19 protein-coding genes are annotated in these 20,668 nt (G+C 43.5%); 14 read left to right on the forward strand and 5 right to left on the reverse strand.

Going from position 1 to position 20,668, the window contains the following annotated elements; all coding sequences use genetic code 11:
* Positions 1-31: 31 nt before the first annotated feature.
* The 4 genes from J4N23_RS09690 to gldN all read left to right on the forward strand — a co-directional run bounded on the left by J4N23_RS09690 (position 32) and on the right by gldN (position 4,710).
* Positions 32-1,360 carry an SUMF1/EgtB/PvdO family nonheme iron enzyme gene (locus tag J4N23_RS09690; protein ID WP_207426783.1) on the forward strand — a complete coding sequence of 443 codons (1,329 nt, stop codon included), beginning with the start codon at positions 32-34 and terminating at the stop codon, positions 1,358-1,360.
* Between the two features lie 73 nt (positions 1,361-1,433).
* The gene (gene gldL / locus J4N23_RS09695) at positions 1,434-2,240 is read left to right on the forward strand and encodes a gliding motility protein GldL (protein ID WP_207426784.1); all 807 of its coding nucleotides are present in this window, start codon (positions 1,434-1,436) and stop codon (positions 2,238-2,240) included.
* Between the two features lie 60 nt (positions 2,241-2,300).
* Positions 2,301-3,833 carry a gliding motility protein GldM gene (gldM, locus tag J4N23_RS09700; RefSeq protein ID WP_207426786.1) on the forward strand — a complete coding sequence of 511 codons (1,533 nt, stop codon included), beginning with the start codon at positions 2,301-2,303 and terminating at the stop codon, positions 3,831-3,833.
* Between the two features lie 7 nt (positions 3,834-3,840).
* A complete protein-coding gene (gldN, locus tag J4N23_RS09705; RefSeq protein ID WP_207426787.1) occupies positions 3,841-4,710 on the forward strand; it encodes a gliding motility protein GldN in 870 nt (289 codons plus the stop codon).
* Positions 4,711-4,792: 82 nt separating this feature from the next.
* On the opposite strand, the gene uvrC is transcribed toward gldN, so the two are convergent.
* From uvrC to J4N23_RS09720, 3 genes are read right to left on the reverse strand one after another with little or no spacing between them, the layout of a single operon-like run.
* Entirely contained in the window at positions 4,793-6,622 is a 1,830-nt protein-coding gene (gene uvrC / locus J4N23_RS09710; protein ID WP_207426788.1) for an excinuclease ABC subunit UvrC, read from the reverse strand.
* A 20-nt stretch (positions 6,623-6,642) separates the two neighbouring features.
* The gene (locus J4N23_RS09715; RefSeq protein WP_207426789.1) at positions 6,643-8,964 is read right to left on the reverse strand and encodes a transglycosylase domain-containing protein; all 2,322 of its coding nucleotides are present in this window, start codon (positions 8,962-8,964) and stop codon (positions 6,643-6,645) included.
* A 2-nt stretch (positions 8,965-8,966) separates the two neighbouring features.
* Entirely contained in the window at positions 8,967-11,684 is a 2,718-nt protein-coding gene (locus tag J4N23_RS09720; RefSeq protein WP_207426790.1) for a tetratricopeptide repeat protein, read from the reverse strand.
* Positions 11,685-11,939: 255 nt separating this feature from the next.
* Between J4N23_RS09720 and J4N23_RS09725 the strand changes: the two genes are divergently transcribed.
* The 9 genes from J4N23_RS09725 to J4N23_RS09765 all read left to right on the forward strand — a co-directional run bounded on the left by J4N23_RS09725 (position 11,940) and on the right by J4N23_RS09765 (position 19,052).
* Positions 11,940-12,188, forward strand: a complete 249-nt coding sequence (locus J4N23_RS09725; RefSeq protein WP_207426791.1) for an AtpZ/AtpI family protein — start codon at positions 11,940-11,942, stop codon at positions 12,186-12,188.
* The gene (locus J4N23_RS09730; protein WP_207426792.1) at positions 12,185-12,574 is read left to right on the forward strand and encodes a hypothetical protein; all 390 of its coding nucleotides are present in this window, start codon (positions 12,185-12,187) and stop codon (positions 12,572-12,574) included. The genes J4N23_RS09725 and J4N23_RS09730 overlap by 4 nt, the downstream gene beginning before the upstream one ends.
* 14 nt (positions 12,575-12,588) lie before the next feature.
* A complete protein-coding gene (gene atpB, locus J4N23_RS09735; RefSeq protein ID WP_207426794.1) occupies positions 12,589-13,737 on the forward strand; it encodes a F0F1 ATP synthase subunit A in 1,149 nt (382 codons plus the stop codon).
* A 38-nt stretch (positions 13,738-13,775) separates the two neighbouring features.
* Positions 13,776-13,997, forward strand: a complete 222-nt coding sequence (gene atpE / locus J4N23_RS09740) for an ATP synthase F0 subunit C (protein WP_207426796.1) — start codon at positions 13,776-13,778, stop codon at positions 13,995-13,997.
* Between the two features lie 84 nt (positions 13,998-14,081).
* Positions 14,082-14,591 (forward strand): F0F1 ATP synthase subunit B, encoded by a 510-nt coding sequence (locus J4N23_RS09745; protein WP_207426798.1) that lies wholly within the window; start codon positions 14,082-14,084, stop codon positions 14,589-14,591.
* A gap of 61 nt (positions 14,592-14,652) precedes the next feature.
* Positions 14,653-15,189 carry an ATP synthase F1 subunit delta gene (gene atpH / locus J4N23_RS09750; RefSeq protein WP_207426799.1) on the forward strand — a complete coding sequence of 179 codons (537 nt, stop codon included), beginning with the start codon at positions 14,653-14,655 and terminating at the stop codon, positions 15,187-15,189.
* Positions 15,190-15,325: 136 nt separating this feature from the next.
* Positions 15,326-16,900 (forward strand): F0F1 ATP synthase subunit alpha, encoded by a 1,575-nt coding sequence (gene atpA / locus J4N23_RS09755; RefSeq protein WP_207426800.1) that lies wholly within the window; start codon positions 15,326-15,328, stop codon positions 16,898-16,900.
* Positions 16,901-17,021: 121 nt separating this feature from the next.
* The gene (gene atpG, locus J4N23_RS09760; RefSeq protein WP_207426801.1) at positions 17,022-17,906 is read left to right on the forward strand and encodes an ATP synthase F1 subunit gamma; all 885 of its coding nucleotides are present in this window, start codon (positions 17,022-17,024) and stop codon (positions 17,904-17,906) included.
* A 153-nt stretch (positions 17,907-18,059) separates the two neighbouring features.
* Positions 18,060-19,052, forward strand: a complete 993-nt coding sequence (locus tag J4N23_RS09765) for an aldo/keto reductase (protein WP_207426804.1) — start codon at positions 18,060-18,062, stop codon at positions 19,050-19,052.
* Positions 19,053-19,088: 36 nt separating this feature from the next.
* On the opposite strand, the gene J4N23_RS09770 is transcribed toward J4N23_RS09765, so the two are convergent.
* Entirely contained in the window at positions 19,089-19,265 is a 177-nt protein-coding gene (locus J4N23_RS09770) for a DUF6496 domain-containing protein (RefSeq protein ID WP_207426807.1), read from the reverse strand.
* 198 nt (positions 19,266-19,463) lie between these two features.
* On the opposite strand from J4N23_RS09770, the gene J4N23_RS09775 reads away from it, so the two are divergent.
* Positions 19,464-19,607, forward strand: a complete 144-nt coding sequence (locus tag J4N23_RS09775) for a hypothetical protein (protein WP_242689170.1) — start codon at positions 19,464-19,466, stop codon at positions 19,605-19,607.
* 29 nt (positions 19,608-19,636) lie between these two features.
* On the opposite strand, the gene gldB is transcribed toward J4N23_RS09775, so the two are convergent.
* Positions 19,637-20,662, reverse strand: a complete 1,026-nt coding sequence (gene gldB / locus J4N23_RS09780) for a gliding motility lipoprotein GldB (protein WP_207426810.1) — start codon at positions 20,660-20,662, stop codon at positions 19,637-19,639.
* Positions 20,663-20,668 lie beyond the last annotated feature (6 nt).

A 20,668-nucleotide genomic window follows, 5' to 3' on the forward strand; every position in this document is an offset into this window, starting at 1 on the left:
AAATTTTTGAAGGGTACTATCTATTGGTAAGATGAGAAAAATTTACATTAGCGTTCTTGCTTTAATTACTGTGATTTCTACCGGATGTGGTAGAGGAGGTGGGGGTGAGTTAATTGGGGTGAGAAGTAGGAAAATCAAGACTACTCAAATTCCTCTGGGGATGGTGTACATACCCGCCGGGACTTTCGTGATGGGGCAAACCGACCAGGACATTACTGCCGCGCAAATAGCGCAAAATAAGCAGGTAACTGTTCAGGCCTTTTACATGGATGAGACCGAGATTACGAACAGCGAATATAAGCAGTTTGTAAACTGGGTGCGCGATTCAATCGCTATTACTGATTACCTGAAAGATGATCAGTTTTACATCAAGCCAAAAGGAAAAGATGCTTCTGCTAATGCCAACGGACAGAAATTTATCGACTGGAAGAAGGTTGGTAATGGCTCTGCCATCTGGGGCGGCGGGAAGAAAAAAGGTTCGAATAATGCCTCCAAACTGCAGGATATGTATTATCAGGGCGACGACCGCATTTTTGATCGTAATGAGGTGGATGTTCGATTGTTGAAATACAACTTTGCCGTTATGAAACAGCGGGAAGCCGCTAACTTCCGGGGGGACAAATCGAAAAAACGTTCAGACTTCATTCTTCGTGATACTGTCGCAATCTATCCTGATACGCTCGTTTGGTTAGCGGACTTTGCCTATGCTCAGAATGAGCCACTGGTAGAGGGTTATTTTTCACACCCTTCTTTTGAAAATTATCCGGTAGTTGGAGTGACCTGGCGTCAGGCACGTGCATTCACCGTTTGGCGTACACGATTGTATGAAGGATATGCTCAAAGCCGTGGAATGCCTCGTTTAAGTCGCCTTCCGTTCGAACTACCTACAGAAGCTGAATTCGAATATGCTGCACGTGGAGGAAGGATCGGAAACGATTACCCTTGGGGAGGCCCTTATATCCGTAACGCAAAAGGATGTTTGATGGCGAACTTCAAGCCAGGACGCGGTAACTACATCGACGACGGTGGTGCATTTACAGTAAATGTGAAATCTTATTTCCCTAACGACTTCGGTTTATATAACATGGCAGGTAACGTATCTGAGTGGACAGCGTCTGCGTTCGATGAATCTGCCTCTACATTCGTACACGATTTGAACCCAACCTTCAATTATGAAGCGAAGGCCAGTGATCCGGAAGTAATGAAAAGAAAGGTGATTAGAGGAGGTTCCTGGAAAGACATTGGTTATTTCCTTCAAAACTCAACCCGCGCTTTTGAATATCAGGACACTGCAAAATCGTACATTGGTTTCCGTTGTGTAACTAAGTTCCCTGGAAGAGATATAAGAGACAGAATGTAATCTTGGTAAAAAACAAAAAATCATAAATAAAAAACATCTAATTAACTTTTACAGAATTAACCTTTAAAAACAAATGGCAGGTAAGAAAAAATTTGACTGGTTGCACGTAGCAATATCTTGGGGAGCAACAATCGTAATCCTTGGTGCATTATTTAAAATTCTTCACTTAGGAGGTGTTTGGGGTAACTACATGATCGGTGTAGGTCTTGGAGTTGAAGCTTTCCTATTCTTCTTAACAGGGTTTTTCCCACCAAAACCAGATCCGGCCTGGCATAAAGTATATCCGGAATTAGCTGATGATTTTGATGGTGAGCTACCAAAAGTTAGCGCAAGACCAACAGCAGCTCCCGCAGCTTCTAACACAGCAGCTTTAGATAAAATGCTTGCTGACGCCAAGATCGGTCCTGAATTGATCGAGAGCCTTGGTACAGGTTTGAGAACTTTCGGCGATAAAGTTGCTGCAATTTCTAATGTAGCTGATGCGGCTACTACTACAAATGAGTTTACATCTAAAGTAAAAGCCGCTACAACTGGCTTCGATAAATTAAGTAACGCTTTTGAGCAAGCTTCAGCTAACCTGGTAGAAATGGCTAACACTAACGTGGATTCAAAAGCTTACCATGAGCAGGTGAACAACCTTGCGAAAAATCTATCTGCATTGAACGCAGTCTACGAACTGGAGCTGCAAGACTCAAGTGCGCACTTGAAATCAATGAATAAATTCTATCAGAATCTTTCATTAACCATGCAAAACTTTAACGAGTCGATGGATGATTCTAAGCAGTTCAAAGAAGAAGTAGGCCGTCTGGCAAAAAATCTTTCTTCACTGAATGCGGTCTATGGAAACATGCTCTCAGCAATGAACCAGCCCAGAGTTTAAATAAATTACTAATTATTTGTTGTTGAACTTAATTCTTTTTTAAGAAATATAGAATAAAACATGGCTGGAGGAAAAGAATCAGCAAGGCAGAAGATGATCAATATCATGTATTTGGTATTGCTCGCCATGCTCGCCTTAAACGTCTCCGAAACGATATTGAATGCTTTTAAAAACATCAATGACAGTTTGGAGACCTCAAGAAAAAATGTGGATGCAAGTGTTAGTCAGCTTGTAGCCGCATTTGAAAGTACGAAATTAAAGGAGGAGCCTCAGCGGGCTCAGCCTATCTACGAGAAAGCGAAACAAGCGCAAAAGATAGCAGGTGATCTAAACACCTATATCGAGACCTTAAAACAAAAGTTCGTTACAGCTGGTCAGGGTATTGATCCTGCGAGCGGCGACCTGGTTGAACGTGGTAACGTAGATATCGCTCCTGGAATTATGATCAACCAGAAAGAAGGTGCGAAGTTAAAGCAACAGATTAACGACACTCGTGAGAAGTTGTTAGCCCTTCTGGATGCAAAAGATCGCGCCAGTGTAACATTCTCTCTGGAAGCAAAAGATCCTGAGAAACTGGTAAACGGCGTACGGAAAAGTTGGGAAGAGAATAACTTCGGTGAAGGTACTCCCCTTACTGCAGCAATGACGATCTTGACAAAGATTCAGTCGGATGTAAAGAACGCAGAGTCTGATGTGATCAAGAAGCTGTTCGGTAAAATGGATCAGGCAGTGGTGAACCTGGATAAGTTTGCAGCGGTAGCAGTAGCTCCTACTTCCTACTTAATTCAAGGTCAGCCCTACACGGCAGAAGTCTTTTTGACCGCTTACGATTCAAAAGCGAATCCTTCTATCACGGTGAATGGATCTCCACTATCAGTTAAAGATGGAAGAGGGATGTATTCGGTGAATACCGGAAGAGAAGGGGTGTTTTCCTGGAAAGGAAGAATCCTGGTAAAACAGACTGACGGATCAGTGAAAGAATACTTCACTCCAGAGCAGAAATACCAGGTAGCACGTCCATCTGCGACTATTTCGCCAACTAAGATGAACGTATTCTACATTGGAGTTCCAAACCCGGTATCTATTTCAGCTCCTGGTATCCCTAAAGAAAGCTTACGCGTAAGCATGTCTGGTGGTAGCATTTCAGGAACGAACGGAGAATATACAGTAAGGGTAACTTCTCCAGGGACAGCTAAAGTAACCGTATCTGCTGATGTAGGCGGTAAGGTTCAAGCAATCGGTACGACAGATTTCCGTGTAAAACGTATTCCTGACCCAATTGCGAAATTCGCTGGTAAGACAGGTGGTTCAATGCCGTCTGTTGCAATCAAAGCGCAAAGCAGCCTGTTTGCAGTACTTGAAGGCTTCGAGTTTGACGCTAAATTTAACGTTACTCGCTTTACGATGATCGTACAGAAACCTCGTCAGGATCCTGTTGTGATCCAGGGTAGCGGAAACGATCTTAACGCTGCAATGCGGTCTGCGCTTGCTGGAATTGGTCCTGGCTCACGTGTGATTTTCGATAACATCATTGCTGTAGGTCCTGATGGAAGTTCCAGACAGCTAAACTCTATTCCATTAACAGCTAACTAAAATGATTATGAAAAGGATAAGCTTTGTTTTGCTCTTAAGTGTGGTTGGTACAGGTGCCTTCGCTCAGCAAGCTAACTTGAATAATTCTACAAAGCCGAACTCGGTAGCTACAGAAAAACCGTTGGACGGCCACTTTAAAAAGGATAATATCCTGAATGCTAAGGTAACTCCTTATGCACATCTTCGGGAAGCTGATGTGATGTTCCAGAAGCGCATCTGGCGTGAGATTGATTTGAGGGAGAAAATGAACAGTATTTTTACTTCTCCTAAATCAAGGCTTATTGATGTAATCATGGAAGCTGTTATGGCAGGTGAACTCACGGCCTACGATGCTACCCCTGGTAAAGGAGCTGCAGGCGACGAGTTCAGCAACATTTTGAAACCTGAGCAGGTGATGGGTAAGCTGGCTGATAGCGTATTGATCCCAGAGTTCAACGCAAACGGAGAGCAGATCGGTTCGAGAATGTCTGCTGGCGAGTTTAACCCAGACAGTATTGTTCGCTTTCAATTGAAAGAGGACTGGATCTTTGACAAGCAGCGTTCTATTTACGAGCCCCGTATCATCGGTATTGCTCCGATGGTGAAAATCAAAGCAGCTGGCCAGGATTTGGGTGAAGTTCCAGCGTTCTGGATCTATTTCCCTGAGGCTCGCCACGTATTCGTAACCAAAGAAGTGGTTAGCAGAAGCAATGACGCTACGGGACTTAGTTACGACGACATGTTTATGAAGCGTTTGTTCTCCAGCTATATCGTAAAAGAATCGAACCCTGAGGATCTGCGAATTAAGGATTATGCTCAAGGCATCGACAAGCTGTACGAATCCGAAAGGGTTAAAAAGGAGCTTCTTGATTATGAGCACGATTTGTGGTCATATTAACAGATAAAATCTAATTTAAATGCCCGGTTAGTGTTAAGCTAGCCGGGCATTTTTGTTTTCGGGATATCTTTATAAAGTATTTCTATTCAGGATATTCGGCGGGAGTTTTTTTATTGATGTCGAAGTAGCTGAGCACGGCTTCTGTTTGTTTGGTGTTCAAAACGGCTTTCAGCTCTTCTGGTGTGGCTTCTCTTACTTTTTTTACCGATTTAAAGTGCTTTAAAAGCTTTTCTGCGGAAGTTTTTCCAATTCCGGGTATCCTATTCAGCTCGGTCGCTAAAGTTCCCTTGTCGCGTTTGCTTCTGTGGAAGGTAATCCCGAAGCGGTGCGCTTCATCCCGCATGTGCTGAATTATTTTTAAAGTCTCGGATTTCTTGTCGAGATATAAAGGATACTGATCCCCCGGATAGAAGATTTCTTCGAGCCGCTTGGCAATACCGATCACCGTAAGCTGAGTTTCGATCCCGAGCAGCTTCAGGCTTTTCAGCGCTGCTGAAAGCTGACCCTTACCTCCGTCAATTACTACTAATTGTGGCAGCGGGTTCCCTTCTTCCAGCATTCTCCGATAGCGGCGGTACACGGCTTCCTCCATCGTGGCGAAATCATTAGGGCCTTCTACTGTTTTTACGTTGAAGTGTCTGTATTCCTTTTTGCACGGCTTCCCATCCTTGAAAACAACTATCGCAGAGACCGGGTACTTTCCCTGGAAGTTTGAGTTATCAAAACACTCGATATGCCGGGGTAGTGTATTTAGCCGCAGGTCTTTCATCATCTGCGTGAGGAGGCGTTCTGTGCGTACTTCCGGGTTCAGCTTCTCGTACTGGTCCAGCTTTTCCCGCATGAAAAAGCTCACGTTCTTTTGAGAAAGGTCCAGCAGCTTTTTTTTCTCGCCCAACTTTGGAACGGTAAAGCGGATGCCTGTATCTTCCAGCTCCAATTCAAATGGAACTATGATCTCTTTCGAGTGACTGTTAAAACGGGTACGGAATTCCGAGATGGCAATGCTTAGAATCTCTGCGTCGGTTTCGTCCAGACGTTTCTTTATTTCAAGCGTTTGTGTTTGAATGACGGTTCCATTCATCACCTTCAAGAAATTCACAAAGGCGTGCTTTTCATCTGAAGCGATACTGAATACATCCACATCTGTAATGGAAGAGTTGACAATGGTGGACTTGCTTTGATATTTTTCCAGCAAGTCGTATTGCCTTTTCAGGCGATGAGCCAGCTCAAAGTTTAGGTCTGCTACAGCCTGCTCTAGACCAGTCTTTACTTTCCGGATCACCACCCCAGTTTTCCCATTCAGGATGTCTTTGATGTCTTCGATATTCTGCTCGTAGTCTTCTGGCGATTGCAGGGCCTGACAAGGTCCTTTGCAATTCCCGATCTGGTACTCGAGGCAGACTTTGAACTTGCCGGCCGCAATATTGTCGGTTGTTAAGGGAAGATTGCAGGTTCTCAAAGGATAGATTTCCTTAACAAGGTCCAAAATAGTATGCATCATACTGACCGATGCATAAGGGCCCAGGTATTTAGATCCGTCCTTCACGATACGTCTTGTCCAGTAGATTCTTGGGAAGGGTTCATTTTTGATGACAATCCAGGGATAGGTCTTGTCATCTTTAAGCATCACGTTGTACCGCGGTTGATGCTTTTTGATCAAGCTGTTTTCCAAAAGCCAGGCATCAATCTCGGTATCAACAATAGTAAAAGTGATATTCGCGATCTTACTTACCAGAACCCTCGTCTTCGCATTGATTCTGTAATTGTCTTTATTGAAGTAGGAAGAAACCCGGTTTTTCAAGTTCTTCGCTTTCCCTATATAAATCAATTCACCATGGGCATCCCAGTACTGGTAGACACCTGGTTTTTGAGGAATTTTTTTTAATGCAGCCCTATAGTCAAACTTCTCCATACCGCTATCCTTTCAAAACACTAAAACCGCGCCGATTGTGACGCAGGTTTGGTGGTTGTTGCAGGTTTTTGTGCGGGCGCAGGTTTGGTTGTTGGAGCTGTCGTGCTGGCTGCAGGTGTCGGAGTTACTGCTGTTGAATCAGCTGCTGCCGGACGAGGGGCATAAGCATCGCAGTTAATGGTAATACTTCCTCCACCCTGAGGTGGCTCAAAATCTCCTTTAGAATAGTTCAGCGTCTTGTCCGCATATACTTTCTTCATGTACAAGGCAAATACCGGAAGTGCCGAGTTAGCACCTTCCCCCTGATTCATATTGATAAACCTGATAGCCCGATCTTCAGCTCCAGTCCACACTCCGGTAACGAGCTGAGGTGTGATGCCGATGAACCAGCCGTCAGAGTGGTTCTGAGTGGTTCCCGTTTTCCCGCCAATTGGATTTAGCAGCCGGTAGCGCGGGCCTCTTAGTCTTAGTCCCGTTCCTTGTTGTACCACCGCTTTGAGCATGTCCACCATTGCGTAGGCTGTCTGAGGATTTAGTGCAACAACGACCCTTGGCTTTTTCTCGTATAGGACGTTTCCGTTCTTGTCCTCTATCCTAAGAAGATATAGAGGCTCCGTCCACACGCCATGATTTACAAATACAGAATACGCACCCACCATGTCATACAAGGAAGCTTCAAAGGATCCAAGACAGATGGAAGGCAAAGCCGGAACGTCACTGGTAATTCCCATTCTTTTGGTTAAGGTTGAGACAGCAGTTTCTCCCACCTGTTTCATCACTCTTGCCGTAATGTAGTTTTCGGAATGTGCCAAGGCAGTTTTAAGAGTAATATATCCAGGAATCGGCTTGTGAGCGCGGGGAGTCCAGCCATTGATGGTCACCGGCTCATTCGGCATTTTATAGCAGGGCGAATATCCCTCGTTAATAGCGGCAGCGTACGTGAACGGCTTAGCCGTTGATCCCACTTGCCGGCGGCCCATCTTCACCTGATCATACTTGAAATGTTCGTAGTCGATGCCACCTACCCAAGCCCGCACATAGCCAGTATGGGGTTCCATAGACATCATTGCATTCCGAAGCATCAACTTGTAATATTTTACTGAATCCAGCGGGCTCATCGTCGTATCTTTTTCTCCCTTCCAGGTGAAGACAGACATCTTAACCGGCGTCTTGAAGTTCTCCAGGATTTCACCTTCGGTAAAGCCCTCTTCCTTCATCTGACGGTAGCGGTCAGACCGCTTCATCCCCTGCTCGAGGATCTGTTCCGCTTCTTCAAAGGCGAAAGGATTTCTTCCTCTCCACTGTTTCTTAAATTGATTTTGAAGCTCCCGTATGTATTCTTTCTGCGCCTGCTCTGCATAGCGCTGCATCTTCGAATTGATGGTTGTATAGATTCTAAGTCCATCTCTATCCAAGTCGTAAGGAGTGCCATCCGCTTTTTCAATTTTCTGATCAACGAAAATTTTCTGAATCTCTTTTTTCAGAACAGCCCGGAAATACGGAGCAGCCCCCTCATTATGATCGATAGGATTTAGTGCCAGAACCAGCGGCTTTTGCTTGAGCTCTGCTGCCTCAGAATCGCTGATAAAACTTGCCTTATGCATGTTCTCCAGTACAGTATTTCTTCTGGCTAGCGCTCTTTCAGGGTTCCGCACCGGAGAGTACATCGACGGCCCTTTCAGCATTCCAACTAGTACAGCAGCCTGTTCAGGCTTTAGCTTGTCAGGTGTAGTGTTGAAATAGGTCTTCGCCGCTGATTTAATTCCAAAGCTATTGTAGGAGCCGAAATCTACCGTGTTTAAATACATGGTGATGATTTCTTCCTTCGTGTAGTTTCTTTCCAGCTTGATCGCAATAATCCACTCTTGAAGTTTCTGAATGAAGCGCTTGAAAGGATTTCTTGATCTGCCCTCTTCCTGAAAAAGATTAAGAGCCAGCTGTTGGGTAATGGTACTTGCACCTTGTTTTTTTCCGACCAGGTTGTAATAGATGATCGTGAAAGTTCTTTTAAAATCGATACCCGAATGGTCGTAAAAACGAGTGTCCTCGGTAGCGATCAACGCATTAATTACATTTGGAGAAATTTGATCGTAACGAACGTTGGATCTGTTTTGGACAAAATATGTTCCCAAAACTTCTCCATCTTCGGATATAACCTCAGAAGCAAGATTACTTTTGGGGTTTTCAAGATCGCGAAAAGAAGGTAACTGGCCAAAAAGCCCCAGTCCGATGCTAAAAAGAAGGATGATACCAAACGCTACAACTCCAATTACGATTTTCCAAAAGGTGATGGTATATCTACTTATTTCTTCTTTAGTTAATGCAGTTGATTTACGAGGCATATTTATCTGCTGTTCTTATAAAATTCCTGATACGCTGTAATCTGCGCGTTATTGTTCAATTTTTCTAACTCGTCTTTAGTGATCACAAAGGTATTGTATTTTTCCGGAGCCTGCTTGATAATATCTCTGATGAGCGGCAGAATGGCCTTTTCGTAGCTGCTAGCATCGTTTAGACTGCTAAACGACCCGATGTAAATCAATTGATTCTCGTTGTTAACGTTTTTCAGTTGATGTTTCAATTGCATGCCCGAAAATCGGGATCTATTGAACTGTCCAATTCCAAATCTCGATGAGTTCAAATTGGCTCCCGCGTCCATCACGTTTACTATGAAATAATACTCTCCTGACTCTGGAAGCGTATAGGCCGGTTTCACGGTAGGAGTGGATTTGTCTACCGGCCTTCCAGTGACAAGTTCAGCTGTCGGTTCTGTGCTCTCTGCTGCGTTGACATTTTGCGGTACAGGAGCGATTTCGGGTTGTTTTGAAACTGCCGCCTGTTCATTAGCTGATGCCGTAGAGGGGGCGGGCTTTGCAATAGGCTGAGTAGTAGCCCAAACGCCCTTTTGCTCATTCACCGGCTCTATATAGAAGGAGTCATCAGGATTAAAGTCTGTTAACGCGGTAGGTCTGTTGGTGAAAGCATCTCGGTTTGCCGCGATGTACTCCAGCTGTTGTTTAACAAGTGGCGTAATAAACTTGTCGTCCTGGAAGTTCGCAGTTAGCTGCTGCAGCGAGCTTTCAAAAGCAGGCAGTTTCTGAAGATGCCCTAAAGACAGTGAAGAAAGGTAGGCCAGTTGAGGTGACAGCCGATTGTTCCCAAATTGCTGCTCCAGACGTGATACCTGCTCAAGTACTTGGTCGTATTTACGTTCCACATACAGATCATAGATCTGATTATAGGCCCGCGATAGCTCCGCGTCTTTTTCGCTGTCTCGGCTACTGAACTGCGGGTCTTTAATTACCCTTGCGAAGGGCGATTCTGGATGCCTGCTCAGGAGGTAGTTCTTATATTCTTCTGATTTCTTCTCATCCAAAGTGCTGTAAAGGCGATACAGATGATAGTATACCGGTAGTTTGTAGGTGCTTTCCGGCACTTGGGTTAGGAGTCTTTCAAATGTTTTGATCGCCTCACGGTTGTCTTTGAGTTCATCCTTATAAAACGTAGCGATATCATAATAGGCTTCCGCAATGCGCTGATTGGAGGCTTGTACCGCTGTTTCTGTGAAGGGTAAATTGCTGATGTAGGAGTTCCTCAATACTTCCGGACTTACCGACGATGGGCTTGTGCTCACTGGAAGCCCAACAGGAGCGTCAGGATCGTCAGGAATAGCGGCGTTCGCATCTGCCAGACTTTTGGTGCTTCTGCGCCAGTTATCTTCCAGTTTTCTATTGCCCCAGCGCTTTCTAAAGTCGAGTGCGCCCTGGGCTAGTGCCGAGCTGTTGTTGAAATAGAATTTTCCATCCATGTTCGAAAGAGCAGGCTGGTCAAGTGCCGCAGTTTGAGTTCCCGGGTTACCGGCATCAACAGTTGGTACTGCTGATTTTTCTTTGTGCAGGCGGATAAAGGCGGCTATCCGTTCTTCGCGTTCTGCTTCGGGTAGGCGGGCAAGCATTTGTAGCGTGTCTTCACGGCCAACAACCCGGTACCTGTTCGCAAGCAAATCAAGGTTCGAAGCTTTTTTTCTTATCAGGTCATACCCTGCAAAAGAAGGTGATAACGTAGCTGTGGTACTATCATAGTAGGATTTAGCCGTTACATAGTCTCCATTACGAAAATGGATATCTGCGATCTTTAAGTAGGATAGACCCTTTTGGTTTTGATTTCTGGTGCTTTGGCGTATCGACTGGTTATAGTTTTCTATGGCTCTTTCGTTTTCATTCCGGTCTGCATAAATATCCCCCATCCGAGCGTAGATCTGATCGATAAAATCTTTGTTCTTTTCGTTTCGAATCATCGACCTTAATCGGCTAATCTGATCCGCATTCTGCCCGCTCAGCCGGTCTTCTACCCCAATTCTATTTAAGGCCGCATTGAAAGCCATGTCAAAGGGGGCGTTGCTTTTTACAACTTTCCGGTAGTTCGTATACGCCTCCTCTAGCTGATTATTTCTTTCCTGAAGTTGGGCCAGGATGAAAGTCCATCTAATCCTATTCTGTTTCGTTGCCTTTCCTTTTATCGCTTTTTTCAGCATCTCTATGGCCTCTGTTTCTTTTTCTGTACGGATGAGCAACTGCGCGTCCGTTGCATAGAAGTTGTCCGCCAGGCCCTTCAGCTTTTTAGAGGAGTCGACGTATTTTCTGGCGGTATCCAGCAGTTCAGCTGCCTCCTGGTATTTTTCCAGTTGGATTAAAGATCTTGCCTGGCCAATAAGCGAAGCTTGTCGCAAAACCACGGACTTGGGATACGTACTGTGAACGTAATTGAAAAACTCAGCAGCATTGAAAAAATTGGCTTTATAATGGTTCGCCTCTGCAATAAGGAAATACGCATCGTCGACGTATCGACTGTATAACTTGTCATTAACGATGGTGTTTGCTTTAAAAATGACCGAGTCGAGGATGGCATTCACATTTTGGGCTGCAGCCTCCGTTGGTTCTTTTTGAACGGGGAGGATCTGACTATAATCGTCAGGGATAGCAGCGTCCAAATCCCGCTGACTTTGATCAAGCAAGATCCTGGCGTTATAGATTATATTGTATCGGGCAGTTAGATTTTGCATGCCCCTGCTCGTTACGGTATCCCTCGACGAACTACACCCTCCACTGATAACAACACCCAGCAGCAAAAAAAAGAGCGGTAAATGATTGGATTTCAAAATTGACAGAAATTGACTTTTATAATAACACTTGCTTCAATAAAATATTTTATTCTCTCTCCAAATCAGGGTTAAATATACTAATCACGGTAGAACCAGATAGATTATTGATAATATATTAATTACTACTTTTGGACCGTAGATTGCAGTATACGAAATATGGAAGCTGATGATTCAAAAAACAAAGACTTTCTTGAAGAGAAGAAGAAATATCTCAACGTGTATGCTAAGTATTCGGCTCTGGGCTTCCAAATGTTTCTGATTATTGGGATCTTCACTTACATTGGTTATCGTATCGATGCTAGCAAAAGTTCAGAAGTGCCTTTGTATACTGCTTCTTTAAGTCTCGCTGGCGTGTTTATAGCCCTGTATTTAGTAATTCGTTCAATTAAGCGCTTAAAGTCTTGAGTTTTTTAAGGTTCCTTCTTCTTTTTACCGGAATTTCATTGATTCTGGCTTTTATTTTTCTAACTATTGAGGAGTCTGATTCAAAAGATTCTGTTCTTGTTCCTGATTTTTGGCTGATTTTTGGATTTCAGTATTTTATCACAGTGATAGCCTACTCTGCTTCTGTGTTCGGCCTTAGAAAAGGACCGGAAATTTCAACTTTAGTGATAATGGGAGCCCTAGCAGTGAAGATGCTTTTTTGTATGGCATTTGTTCTCGCTTACCTCCTGAAAATCAGCGTAAACGGCGTTTCCTTCGCCGTTCAATTTTTTTCTGTATATTTCTTATTTACTGCCTTTGAAGTTTATGCACTGTTACGTAACTTGCGCCACCAAAATAAAACGTAAAAAACTCGCAGTAAATGTCCTTAGCCCACATTTTAGACTCAAAAAAAATTAGATTTAGTGCTGTTTTTGCTCTTTTTTTGATTTTCTCATACCTACAAGCTCCTGCTCAAGCTACGCATGAAAATGCGCCGCATCAGTTGGAAGATACTACTTTCACCAACCAGGTGGAGAGTGATGCTCATGTTCCGGGTACCGAGCATCCCGAAGGTGAAGGCGAGCATGAGCCTTTCGATGCAACAACTGTCATCATGGAGCACATTGCTGATTCACATTCCTGGCACCTTTGGGGGCATACCTCTATCGGGCTTCCGGTGATATTGTATACCGATAAAGGTGTAGAAACTTTCTCTTCTTCCCAGTTTCATCATGGAGAGCAGCCTTACCAAGGTAAGTATTATACGTATGGTTTGGTTGAAGATAAAATCTACGTGCTGGATGCTAACGGTCAAATCGATAAAGTAGCCTCGGCTAATATCTATGATTTCTCTATTACAAAAAATATCGCAGCTATCTTTTTATCCATCGCCTTATTGCTTATCATCTTCACATCAGTAGCATCTGCATACAAGAAGAGGGTAGGGAAAGCGCCGAAGGGGTTGCAGTCGTTTATTGAGCCGATTATCTTATTTGTTCGGGATGAGATAGCTCGTCCAAACATTGGTAATCACTACGCGAAATTCATGCCTTTGCTGCTCACTTTATTCTTTTTCATCTGGATTAATAACTTGCTTGGTCTGATTCCTATTTTTCCGGGAGGGGCGAACGTTACCGGAAATATCTTTATGACCTTTGTGTTGTCGTTTATCGTGTTGTTGGCAGTAAACCTGAATGCCAATAAATACTACTGGAAGCACATATTCACTCCTGACGTGCCTTGGTGGTTGTATCCAATCATGATCCCTGTAGAATTAATCGGTGTAATTTCAAGACCTTTTGCATTGATGATTCGTTTGTATGCGAACATTTCTGCGGGTCACATCATCGTGTTGAGCTTAATTGCCCTGATCTTTATCTTCAAGTCGATTGCACTTGCTCCGGTATCGGTAGCGTTCGTGCTGTTCATGGATGTGCTTGAGTTATTGGTAGCGTTTCTTCAGGCCTTTATTTTCACGATGCTTACTGCGCTGTTTATCGGAACTGCGGTAGACGAGCATCATCATTAATTAGAAACTATTTTTAAATTATATAAATAAATACAATTATGGTAGTAGGTTCAATTGCTGCATTAGGTGCAGGATTAGCAGTTCTTGGTGCTGGTATCGGTATCGGTCAAGTAGGTGGTAAAGCTATGGACGGTATCGCTCGTCAGCCAGAAGCAGCTGGTAAAATCCAAACAGCTATGATCATCGCTGCAGCGCTTATTGAAGGTGTTGCTCTTTTCGGTGTGGTAGTAGCACTATTGGGTAACAACGTAGGAGCTTAATCCTTAAAGAGAGAACCGGAATTTAACGGTTGGTTTTTTTCCGGTTCTTTATTAAAAAAACGAATTCGAAACTCTTATAAAATAATGGAACAACTATTTGAAGGTTTACTAAATCATCACATTGGTTTTGTTGTTTGGTCAGGTCTGGCTTTTTTAATTCTACTTTTATTATTAAAGAAACTTGCCTGGAAACCAATCCTTGGCGCAATTCACGAGCGCGAGCTTTCCATCGAAACTGCTTTGGCTTCTGCAGAGAATGCAAAAGCGGAGATGGCGAGATTGACCAGCCAGAATGAAGCCTTGTTAAATCAGGCTCGTGCAGAACGCGATTTAATTTTGAAGGAAGCCAAAGAGCTTAAAGATAAGATCGTTGCTGAAGCAAAAAACAGTGCTGAGGTTGAAGGTGCGAAAATGATCGAAAAAGCGCGGGTAGAGATTGAATCTCAGAAAGCTGCTGCTTTGGCTGACGTGAAGAACCAGGTTTCTACTCTTTCAATTGAGATTGCAGAAAAAATCCTTCGTCGTCAGTTTGAGGATCAATCCAAGCAAGAAGCTTTGGTTTCTGATCTGTTGAAGGAAGTTAAATTAAACTAATTGCGAAAGGCCGAAGGTCGATTTCTAAATTGAAACTCCTAAGCCCGAAATAAAAAAAGCAATGTCTGAAATACAAGTAGCATCCCGATACGCAAAATCACTTATTGACCTTGCGCAAGAGCAAAACTCTTTGGAGCAGGTGAAGAATGATATTGCTTCTTTCCTTCAAGTTGTGCGTGATAATCCGCAACTTCAGGCGATTTTGAAAAATCCTATTATCAGCCCGGATAAGAAGCTTGGAATTCTGAACTCGTTGTTTGGAACTCTTAACCCAATGATTCTTTCTTTTTTCTCAATCGTTACGAAGAAGGGACGTTCAGTGGTGTTGTACGCAACAGCGAAGGAATTTATAAACGAATACAACCGTCGTAAGGGTATTATTAAAGCTGTTGTTACCTCAGCAGCTCCTCTTACTGAAGAAAATAAAAAACAGCTGGCAGCTGTGGTAACCGAAGCAACGAAGAAGGAAGTTCTTTTAGAAGCGAAGGTAGATCCATCGTTGATCGGCGGGTTTGTTTTAAAGGTGGGCGACAAGCAGTTCGATGCTAGTATCGCCAGCAGTTTGAACAGACTAAAAAAAGAGTTTGCACAGGGGTAGTAAGCTCTAAACTAAACTCGATTGAAGCCGATGATTGCCACGTTGCTACGGCACGGCCCAGTACGAGCGGAAAACGAAACCCCAGGTAATCAAAGAAATAAAATAGATTTACAAATAAATATTTATAAATAAAACTATGGTAGAGGTAAGACCAGATGAAGTTTCGGCGATTTTGCGTCAGCAGTTGTCGGGCTTTAAATCAGAGGCCGAACTTGAAGAAGTTGGTACGGTGCTGCAAGTGGGCGATGGTATCGCTCGTGTGTACGGCCTTACCAAAGTACAATCAGGAGAACTGGTTGAATTTGAGAACGGATTACAAGGTATTGTATTAAACCTTGAAGAAGATAATGTGGGTGTTGTATTGTTGGGAGAGTATTCGGAAATTAAAGAAGGCGATACCATTAAAAGAACCAACCGTATCGGTTCGATCAAAGTGGGAGACGGCATGCTTGGGCGTGTTGTAAACACACTTGGTCAGCCAATCGACGGTAAAGGTCCTATTGCTGGTGACGTTTATGAGATGCCTATCGAGCGTAAAGCGCCTGGAGTAATCTATCGTCAGCCGGTAAACGAGCCACTGCAAACAGGTATCAAAGCGATCGATGCGATGATCCCGATCGGCCGTGGTCAGCGTGAGTTGGTTATCGGTGACCGTCAAACAGGTAAAACTGCCGTTTGTATCGATACCATCATCAACCAAAAAGAGTTTTACGAAGCTGGTCAGCCAGTTTATTGTATATACGTTGCTGTTGGACAAAAGAATTCTACGGTAGCCAACATCGTTCGTACGTTAGAGGAGAACGGAGCTATGCCGTACACGGTAGTAGTTGCTGCTTCTGCATCTGATCCAGCTCCAATGCAGTTCTTTGCACCATTTGCAGGTGCTGCTATTGGTGAGTTCTTCCGTGATACAGGACGTCCTGCTTTGATCATCTATGATGATTTGTCAAAACAGGCAGTAGCCTACCGCGAGGTATCTCTTCTGCTTCGTCGTCCTCCAGGCCGTGAGGCTTATCCTGGAGACGTGTTCTATCTTCACAGTCGTTTGTTAGAGCGTGCTGCTAAGATCAACGCTTCTGACGAGATTGCCAGAAACATGAACGACCTTCCAGAGTCGATCAAGCATTTGGTGAAAGGTGGTGGGTCATTGACAGCGCTTCCAATTATCGAGACACAAGCTGGAGACGTTTCTGCATATATCCCAACTAACGTAATCTCTATTACGGATGGTCAGATCTTCCTTGAGTCGAACTTGTTCAACGCTGGGGTTCGTCCTGCGATCAACGTAGGTATTTCCGTATCTCGTGTGGGTGGTAACGCTCAGATCAAATCGATGAAGAAGGTTGCTGGTACGCTTAAACTAGACCAGGCTCAATACCGTGAGTTGGAGGCGTTCTCGAAGTTCGGTTCTGACCTAGATGCCGCTACCAAGGCAGTTCTTGATAAAGGAGCACGCAACGTGGAAATCCTTAAGCAGGGACAATTCTCGCCGGTTGCGGTTGAGAAACAAGTAGCAATCATCTACGCAGGTACGAAAGGATTATTACGTCCGGTACCAGTGAACAAAGTGAAAGAGTTCGAAGCGGAATACCTGCAGCAGTTGGAACTGCGTCATCCTGATACTTTAAAAGCCCTAAAGGCTGGAAAGTTTGATGATAGCATCACTTCAGTTCTGGAAACTGTTGCTAAGGAGTTAGCTGCCCGTTACTAAGAAGTAAAAGTACCTGATCAAACCTCAATAGTTTGCTCGGGTACTATCACTAACATATGCTATCGCGAACTGTAGGTTAAAAGACCTGCATATTTGCACAATAAAAATTTGCACATTTAAAATGGCTAATTTAAAAGAAGTAAGAAACCGGATATCATCAGTAAGCTCAACACAGCAGATTACTAAAGCCATGAAAATGGTTTCGGCGGCCAAGTTGAAAAGGGCTACGAATGCTATTATTCAGTTACGCCCTTATGCTAACAAGCTAAAGGATATTCTTGGTAATCTCTCTGCAAGCCTTGAGGCTTCGTCTTCTCCTTTTATTCAGGAGCGTGAGCCGAACAAAATCCTGGTGGTAGTAGTTTCTTCAAACAGAGGTCTGGCTGGTGCTTTCAATGCTAACGTTATGAAGGCTACTAATCAACTTATCTCGAGCAGATACGCTGAGCAATATCAGAAAGGCAACGTAAGTATTGTGGCGATCGGTAAAAAAGGTCAGGACTTTTACGAGAAACGTAAGTATAACGTCATTGGAAACAACAATGATCTTTTTAGTGATCTAAGCTTTGAAAACGTTTCTAAAATTGCTGAAGCTATTATGCAGGGGTTCCTTAAGGGGGATTTTGACAGAGTGGAGGTAGTTTACAACCATTTCAGGAATGCGGCCATGCAAGAACTGATCACTGAGCAGCTTCTTCCGGTAGCAAAAAATGATCAGAGCAACTCGAATGCTGCTTCAAAAGTAGATTATATTCTGGAGCCTTCTAAAGAGGAGATCGTTAATACCCTGATTCCAAAGACAATTAAAATTCAACTGTACAAAGCGGTGCTTGATTCTCACGCTTCTGAACACGGTGCCCGTATGACGGCGATGGACAAAGCGACAGAAAACGCAGGAGAACTGTTGAGGTCATTGAAATTGTCGTATAACCAGGCACGTCAGGCAGCAATCACAACGGAGCTTACGGAGATTGTATCCGGAGCTGCTGCTTTGTCAAACGGATAAAAACGAGTTTTAAAATTATAGAAAGCCCTTCATCGAGAGATGGAAGGGCTTTTTTTATGAACTGCTTATTTTATTTAGCTACATCGCCCTGACATAAGTTTTCTCAATCAAACTTAATATTGCAACTCATGTTGAGAATAAAATTTGATGTATATGGAATATAGAAAACTTGGCGAATCTGATTTGGAGGCTTCTGTGATTACTTTCGGCGCCTGGGCAGCAGGCGGATGGATGTGGGGCGGAACGGAACGTAGAGAGGCGGTTCAGGCTATCAAGGCCGCTTTTGATGCCGGTGTTACGTCCATTGACACGGCGCCTGTATATGGTCAAGGTTTGAGTGAAGAGATAGTCGGGGAGGCAATAAAGGAGCTGCCGCGGGACAAAGTACAAATCTTTACTAAGTTTGGACTAAGATGGGACGCTCCTGTAGGGCAGTTTTACTTCAAAAGTAAGGATAATGCAGGTAGGGATATCGATATCCACAAGTATGCAGGCAGGGAAAGTGTGATTAAGGAGTGTGAGACCAGTTTGAAGCTTCTAGGTACTGATTATATTGACTTGTACCAGATCCACTGGGACGATCCTACTACCCCGATCGAAGAAAGTTATGAGGCTGTACGCTTGCTAATTGAACAGGGGAAAGTGCGTTATGCCGGGGTGTGTAATTACAACGACGAGCAAATGAAGGCGGCTAATTCTGTAGTTAATATTGTTTCTAACCAGGTTCCTTACAGTATGTTAAACCGTGGAATTGAAGAAGTAGTAGTTCCTTATTGTGTGGCCAATAAAAAATCCATTCTTGCATACAGTCCTTTGGAACGCGGCCTTCTCACCGGGAAAATTAAACCAGGACATCAGTTTAACGAAGGAGATCACCGTGCCGGTCATAAATTTTATACCCCTGACAACATCAACCGGGTAAACGATTTACTGAACAAGATCAGACCGATAGCAGAAGGGAAGGGGGCTTCCCTTGCTCAGCTTGTTTTAAGATGGACGGTTGAAAAGCCAGGAATAACAGTGGCTTTGGCTGGAGCCAGGAACGCAGAGCAAGCGCTCCAAAATGCCAAATCGATGGAACTCAAGCTAAGTGTTGAAGAGATGGAGATCATCGATTCAGCTTTGGAGGAACTATCAATAGCTTAATAATAAAAGAGCTATTGAAATAGCTCTTTTATTTACTTATTTCTTCTTATCAGGAACTTTTGCGCCCTCTTTGCGTGCTTCCGACAGGCCAATTGCAATCGCCTGTTTCCGTGAAGATACCTTTTTTCCTGTGCCGGTTTTCAAGTCGCCTTCCTTCATTTCATGTACCGCTTCTTCCACTTTTTCGGAAGCCTTTTTCGAATATTTAGCCATAGTAGTACGAGTTTTACTGCTAAAGCAATAACTTGTCAGCTAAAAGGAATGTTTGCTTTTTTAGTTTCTTCACTTTTGAGTGTCAGGCTAGTTTTGTAATTTCGCCACACTTATAAAATGGAAATGGAAAACTTTAAAGAAACATACAAAGAAAGTAATACAACTAATAACGCAAATAATCCAAGTCACTATACTCTGATGACTCTAGGAATTGTGGTGACGATGATCGGCGTTGTGCTTCGCTTTTTAGGTACCTGGACATTCATTGATGCCGTTTCTAATATCATTCTGATCGTTGGCGTTTTGATTTGCCTTAAATCAGTTTCAAACATCTTGAAGTAGACATAAAATAGAGGGGCCTTCAGCCCCTTTTATTTTGGTTTATATTTCGACTTATTCAAAATCATCTGATAGTCGGTAGTCTTCATTAATTCCTGAAGCGTCAGTTTAGGATTCTCGTCCATATACGCTTTCACTATTTGCCATCCGATAAAAATTCCCAGCTTTGGAGCTGATTCGTTTCTTTCTCCGATTCCAGGTGTAAAGGGCGCCTCTGATAAATACTTTTGGATCTTCATGAAGTCCGTCTCATAAACAAGGTTCTGCTCCAAGAAATAACCCCAGATTTGCGGCTCAAAGTTGTCTGCCCACTCCTGCTGCTGAGCAGAATAACCAATCTTCAGTGAGTCAACTACTTTCGGCATTACTGCATCCATAAAATACATAATCTTTCCGTTGTAGATCATCCGGTCCAGGTAAGTATTCAACGAGTCGGGTTCAGGAAACATTTCTTCTCTCACAAAAGTCTCCATCACCCTGGGCGTAATATTTTCAGGAGTAAATCTTCTGGAAATATACAATGGGATACTTTGCCGAAGTGCAGGATAGAACTTAGAATTAGCACCTAAAAACATGTCGAGGCCAATGCCTATGTAATCGTTGCCTATGGGAGTTTGAACGGAAAAGCCTGAAAAAAAAGCCACTACTTTCGGTATTTTCTGCTCAGGATAATAATATTTGACGTGTTTGAATGCATTCTCCAATTCTTCTTCTGTTTCTCCAAGATCCGGAAATTTGGCCCGGATTTCTTTTTTGAGATTCTCGTAGTCCGGATTGTTGAGTACTGATTGAAGATTCCTTAAAAAGTAGGGATCGGCCGGATCTCCTACACTTAGCATCTCCGACATGAAATCAACATAAAACTGGCCGTACTTTTTCTGAAGTTCGGGCGACTTGGCTGCCGCGTTTTCGGCTGTTAAGGTCGACAAGTCTTTATCAAATCGCTCGATGGAGATATCCAATTCAATTTTACTTACATCAACTTCTTTTCTATCCTTACAAGCGACAAAAATTAACGCAATTAAAAAAAACGAGTAGATTTGAGCAGTCCTTTTCATACTAAT

It is taken from the genome of Pedobacter sp. SYSU D00535, assembly GCF_017355855.1.
Taxonomy (GTDB): Bacteria; Bacteroidota; Bacteroidia; order Sphingobacteriales; family Sphingobacteriaceae; genus Desertivirga.

What these genes read in the sequence shown, in the direction of transcription:
- J4N23_RS09690 (WP_207426783.1), top strand. Translation starts at nt 32, where the DNA reads ATGAGAAAAATTTACATTAGCGTTCTTGCTTTAATTACTGTGATTTCT.
- gldL (WP_207426784.1), top strand. Translation starts at nt 1,434, where the DNA reads ATGGCAGGTAAGAAAAAATTTGACTGGTTGCACGTAGCAATATCTTGG.
- gldM (WP_207426786.1), top strand. Translation starts at nt 2,301, where the DNA reads ATGGCTGGAGGAAAAGAATCAGCAAGGCAGAAGATGATCAATATCATG.
- gldN (WP_207426787.1), top strand. Translation starts at nt 3,841, where the DNA reads ATGAAAAGGATAAGCTTTGTTTTGCTCTTAAGTGTGGTTGGTACAGGT.
- uvrC (WP_207426788.1), bottom strand. Translation starts at nt 6,622, where the DNA reads ATGGAGAAGTTTGACTATAGGGCTGCATTAAAAAAAATTCCTCAAAAA.
- J4N23_RS09715 (WP_207426789.1), bottom strand. Translation starts at nt 8,964, where the DNA reads ATGCCTCGTAAATCAACTGCATTAACTAAAGAAGAAATAAGTAGATAT.
- J4N23_RS09720 (WP_207426790.1), bottom strand. Translation starts at nt 11,684, where the DNA reads ATGCAAAATCTAACTGCCCGATACAATATAATCTATAACGCCAGGATC.
- J4N23_RS09725 (WP_207426791.1), top strand. Translation starts at nt 11,940, where the DNA reads ATGGAAGCTGATGATTCAAAAAACAAAGACTTTCTTGAAGAGAAGAAG.
- atpB (WP_207426794.1), top strand. Translation starts at nt 12,589, where the DNA reads ATGTCCTTAGCCCACATTTTAGACTCAAAAAAAATTAGATTTAGTGCT.
- atpE (WP_207426796.1), top strand. Translation starts at nt 13,776, where the DNA reads ATGGTAGTAGGTTCAATTGCTGCATTAGGTGCAGGATTAGCAGTTCTT.
- J4N23_RS09745 (WP_207426798.1), top strand. Translation starts at nt 14,082, where the DNA reads ATGGAACAACTATTTGAAGGTTTACTAAATCATCACATTGGTTTTGTT.
- atpH (WP_207426799.1), top strand. Translation starts at nt 14,653, where the DNA reads ATGTCTGAAATACAAGTAGCATCCCGATACGCAAAATCACTTATTGAC.
- atpA (WP_207426800.1), top strand. Translation starts at nt 15,326, where the DNA reads ATGGTAGAGGTAAGACCAGATGAAGTTTCGGCGATTTTGCGTCAGCAG.
- atpG (WP_207426801.1), top strand. Translation starts at nt 17,022, where the DNA reads ATGGCTAATTTAAAAGAAGTAAGAAACCGGATATCATCAGTAAGCTCA.
- J4N23_RS09765 (WP_207426804.1), top strand. Translation starts at nt 18,060, where the DNA reads ATGGAATATAGAAAACTTGGCGAATCTGATTTGGAGGCTTCTGTGATT.
- J4N23_RS09770 (WP_207426807.1), bottom strand. Translation starts at nt 19,265, where the DNA reads ATGGCTAAATATTCGAAAAAGGCTTCCGAAAAAGTGGAAGAAGCGGTA.
- J4N23_RS09775 (WP_242689170.1), top strand. Translation starts at nt 19,464, where the DNA reads ATGACTCTAGGAATTGTGGTGACGATGATCGGCGTTGTGCTTCGCTTT.
- gldB (WP_207426810.1), bottom strand. Translation starts at nt 20,662, where the DNA reads ATGAAAAGGACTGCTCAAATCTACTCGTTTTTTTTAATTGCGTTAATT.